3 protein-coding genes and 1 pseudogene are annotated in these 3,246 nt (G+C 42.6%); 3 read left to right on the top strand and 1 reads right to left on the bottom strand.

What is annotated here, in order from left to right; all coding sequences use genetic code 11:
- Positions 1–303: 303 nt before the first annotated feature.
- From F6K37_RS35700 to F6K37_RS35710, 3 genes are all read left to right on the top strand, one after another.
- Positions 304–924, top strand: a complete 621-nt coding sequence (locus F6K37_RS35700; RefSeq protein WP_287255652.1) for a hypothetical protein — start codon at positions 304–306, stop codon at positions 922–924.
- A gap of 164 nt (positions 925–1,088) precedes the next feature.
- Positions 1,089–1,265, top strand: coding sequence for a hypothetical protein (locus F6K37_RS35705; RefSeq protein ID WP_287255655.1), 177 nt, complete (start codon positions 1,089–1,091; stop codon positions 1,263–1,265).
- 480 nt (positions 1,266–1,745) lie between these two features.
- Positions 1,746–2,123, top strand: a complete 378-nt coding sequence (locus tag F6K37_RS35710) for a DurN family substrate-assisted peptide maturase (protein ID WP_287255657.1) — start codon at positions 1,746–1,748, stop codon at positions 2,121–2,123.
- A gap of 289 nt (positions 2,124–2,412) precedes the next feature.
- On the opposite strand, the pseudogene F6K37_RS35715 reads toward F6K37_RS35710, so the two are convergent.
- Positions 2,413–3,246: pseudogene (locus tag F6K37_RS35715) on the bottom strand (plasmid replication protein, CyRepA1 family); the annotation flags it as partial.

Consider the following 3,246-nt stretch of genomic DNA (forward strand, 5'->3'; position numbering starts at 1 on the left):
TCTTTGTACAAAGATGGCCTTCCTTTGATGAAACGACTAATTCAAGCTCGTTGCTCTATTACTGCTCCTCCTACTCTTCCGATACCTCTCTAAACCTGACCAAACGTCTTTCCAAAAGAGCCACACCCAAATGCTTCTTATGTTCCCAAGAGTGACAAACCTCTGATTGCCATTGATGGCGCTCAGTCTGCTTCTGATCAGGGGTTCCCCCACGCTTATCACTACGAGTTTAATTTTTCCGAAATTCCAGGGTTTGAGAAAATTGCTGAGCAGGTTGGTAAGCTCAAAATCAAGCCAGATACGGTGGATCTAGGGCTGTATGAAAAGAGTTTTCGGGAAGCAAATTTACAATTTGCCGATGTTTCCCCAACTGCCCCAGAATTCCAACAGCGGTATCTCGAATCATTGCGCTCCTACGTGGATCTAGGTGTTGTTTCACCCCAGCCTGAATATGCCTGGAGTCAGTTCCACTTAATTAATCTGGATCGGTATGTTGACCATTCCTTTTACGATGATTATTTTAGGACGAAAGTAAAGTTAATCGAACTCCTGGAAGATTTCTTTGGAGCTGAAATTAGGTTCTCAGGAAGCTTATGGTATCCGCCGAATGCTTATCGGATGTGGCACACTAACGAAACTCAGCCAGGTTGGCGGATGTATTTGGTTGATTTTGATCGGTGTGAATTCAATGGGGATGGCAAACCATTTTTCCGCTACATGAATCCCGAAACCAAGGAGTTAGTAACGATTGAGGAGAAGCCGAAAGTGGTTAGATTCTTCAAGATCGAAAGCGAAGCACACAAGTTGCTTTGGCATTGTATTGTTAATAAAACCCAAGCGAACCGGTGGAGTTTTGGCTTTAACGTTTCTGATAAATGGATGAATAAGTTACTGAAGCCTAATGTAAAATTGACAGCAGACTGATACAGGAAAAACTATGTTCTCAACTATCAGAAAAAAGTAAGCATTCAGCCGTCAGCCGTGAGCTTTTAGCTCACGCGTGCGCGTTCAGCCGTCAGCTAAAAGCTCACGCTACTTGAGGTGCCGTCAGCTGACGTAACAGAGATTAAACCAATGGTTAAGCTGTTGTGCATTTAAATTCTACAACACCAAGGCAGAAGGCAGAAGGCAGAAGGCAGAAGGCAGAATGTAAAAGAGTTTCAGTTTTTTTTTCTGATTTAATCAAAGGAAGTTTAAATGTAAGTATTCAGCCGTCAGCTATCAGCTATCAGCATTCAGCTATCAGCATTCAGCTTATGGGTTAGGTCAAAGGGTCGAAGCCTGTGCCACGTTAGAAGCCTGTGCCACGCTACTGTTCGCGCAGCGTGCCCGTAGCGCAATCGGTGCTTGTGAATAAAATAAGCATCTCAAGTAGCGTGAGCCAAAAGTTCACGGCTGACCGCTGACTGCTGAATGCTTACGTTTAAATGCGCGACAGCTTACTTGTTTTATTCAAAAGCTAATAGCTGAATGCTTACATAAAAAATGCTTTCTGTGAAATGCTCCTGTGATTTTTTGCTAAAGTAAATAATTATACCGATGCTGTACACATGGTATGATTAGGAACGATAGATCAAGGAGTTATACTCTTCTTTGGTAAACTTAAATCTTATTTCATAAAACTTTACCATTACTAGTAAATTTATAATGATAAAATTTACTAGTAATGGTAAAAAAGCTAAGTTTGGATAAGTTCAATAAAGCAGACTCGAACACATTACTAAAAAAAACTACTCGAAGACACTATGGTCAAGATCAAGCATAATCCTAAAGGATATAGAGAAGATAGAGGTGGTGACAGGGATGAAATTCGGCAAATACAGATATTGATGCTCTTGTGTTTATTTCTGTCCCGTGAAGGCACGCTCTACGACTTGCTGAAGATGGCATTGGCAACCCCTGGGCAGCGGACATTGAATCGGTTAACTCCACCGGAAGATATTAGTATAGATGGTCTATTTGAGTGGTTAGGTGAGCTGTTTGGTGAAGCAGAAGTGACAGAAGGAGAAAGGGATTTGATTCTCTGGCAAAACGATATCAAAAATATGTTCCCAGCGATTAGTGAGCTCAAAGCAATCGAGGATAAGCTTGGTTTTAAGATTAACATCGAGAAGAAGATCTAAGAGGATATCTGAAAAGTTTTTTGATACTGAATTTTGCCCCCCTAGCCCCCCAACTTTGGGGGGAAAAAGAGTCAATTTGCTTCTAAAAGTCCCCCGAGCGAGGGATTGCTCGCTCGGGGGATTTAGGGGGCTTGGATGTAGCAAATGAGACTTCTCAGACAACCTCTAAGGTCTTCTGTGTAAAAAGTTCACTATCAGCTAGTGATACTTTCTTAGGATAAATGTTAGAGGGTGGGGGGTTATAGCCTCCAACCTCCACCAACTCTCCAACTAATGCTAAACATTAAAACTAAACATTCAAACACAATTGAACATAATTGCTGTTTTCTGAATCCACTGACTGAGTGTTACCCGACCTAGGGGATAAACCATTATCCAAGCAAATTTCACTAGTGCCTAACCTCTGACCATCACTAGCTAACCACTTCTGGAACACTTCCATGCGACCATCTTCTGGACTAACTAGCTGATAAACTCTGAACCGCTTTTTCCCTTGGCTCTGATAACGAATACACTGCAAGCCATAGCCGATTTTATCTAAGAAACGCCTGATAATAACAATCGGAGTTGCTTTTTTAGCTAGTCCGATTCCCATGATGGTTTTGATAGCACAACGGTTTGCTAATGCGATCGCAGCCATCTGCTGCAAGTCCTGATCAGTATTTCTGAGTTCTCGTTCGAGATTCTCTAATAGGATTGGTATCCCCAACACTTTCATAGTACCAATCATCGCTCCGAGCACAGCACGATTGAAATCCGGTAGAAAGATACTCCCTTGACCTTGCTCAATTAATAGTCGCGCTACCTTAGCATCCCGTTCTGCCAGATGTTGCCGACCTAGGGTAAGAAAATAATGTAGCCTTAGCTGCTGATACCAGCCTTGGTCATCTTTGAGTACCAGTTCTGGTGTGACTGGGATGGCATAACGCTGCTTTAAATCGTACTTCCGTAGTGAGCGACGCTCCGATGGTGTTTTGACTAGGCGTTTGCTAATCTTTTGATATTGGCTATCACTGAAGTCTTGACTAGATGCGATCGCATTACACTCAGCCTGATAGTTTTGGTCTCTAACTGCAGTAATCGCTGCCATCAGAGCATTCTGTGCTCCCAACTCTTCCGCTTG

This window comes from Moorena sp. SIO4E2, from assembly GCF_010671945.1.
Lineage (GTDB): Bacteria > Cyanobacteriota > Cyanobacteriia > Cyanobacteriales > Coleofasciculaceae > Moorena > Moorena producens.

Excerpts from the sequence above, each read along its gene's own strand:
- F6K37_RS35710 (WP_287255657.1), top strand. The coding sequence starts at position 1,746 with ATGGTCAAGATCAAGCATAATCCTAAAGGATATAGAGAAGATAGAGGT.